This window comes from Bradyrhizobium altum (assembly GCF_020889705.1).
Taxonomy (GTDB): Bacteria; Pseudomonadota; Alphaproteobacteria; order Rhizobiales; family Xanthobacteraceae; genus Bradyrhizobium; species Bradyrhizobium altum.
Map to the genome: position 1 here is coordinate 1 of NZ_JACMYP010000579.1, position 912 is coordinate 912.

The following is a 912-nucleotide window of genomic DNA, read 5'->3' on the forward strand; positions in this document are numbered from 1 at the left end:
CTAGTACCCGGAATCAGAGCTGAGTGATACGGCGGCCTTTGAAACGGCGTTGACGGACCTTTTTCTTGGTCCAGACGAAGGGCTTGGCTCTGTCGTTGTATGCGTTGACGTAGGCATCGATGTGATCCTGAAGCTGCTTGAGGCTTGTGAAAGAGGTGCCGCTCAGCGACTGCCCCTGCAGGATCGAAAACCACACCTCGACCTGATTGAGCCAGGACGCACTTGTCGGCGTGAAATGAAATTCCACGTTGGGGTGGGCCTTGAGCCAATGCTCGTTCTTCTTGTGGGTGTTGAGGTTGTCGAGGATGACGTGAAGCTTCCGGTTTGGAAAAGCCGCGGTGACGCTGTTCATGAAGTCGAGAAATTCGACACGGCGCCGGCGTTTTGAATGCGTCGCGATGATCTTTCCAGTGGCGACTTCGAGCGCCGCAAACAATGTTGTCGTGCCATGCCGCTTGTAATCGTGGCTCTGGCCGGTCAAGGCACGGCCATTGGGCAACTTCAGATAACCCTGCGCTCGCTCCAAAGCCTGGATCGAGGGCTTCTCGTCCACGCACAGCACAATGGCCTTCGCGGGCGGGGCGACATAGAGGCCGACAACATCGGCGGCTTTGGCCGTAAAGTTCGGGTCGTTGCTCTCACACCAGGACTTGCGAGCCGCGAGGTCGATCTTGTGGCTGCGCAGAAACCGCCAGACATATTGGACGTCAACATCGTCCAGCGCCTCGGCCAGCAGGGGCCCGGTCCAGCGTGCGAACCCTTCCGGCGACGGCTTGTCCAGCAACTTCAGAATCCGCTTGTCGGTGGCCTTCGTATAGATTGGCTGCTTGCCCGGTCGCGGCTTGTCTTGCAGCCCTTCAAGGCCTTGGTCGGCATAACGATGCCGCCAAAGGCTAACAATCCGCGGCTGGA

At 58.4% G+C, this 912-nt stretch carries 1 protein-coding gene; it reads right to left on the reverse strand.

Annotated features, from left to right (window positions below; translation table 11 throughout):
* Window positions 1–13 precede the first annotated feature (13 nt).
* Window positions 14–912: IS630 family transposase (locus H8B02_RS47495; protein WP_229172549.1), on the reverse strand; the 899-nt coding region annotated here is incomplete at its 5' end.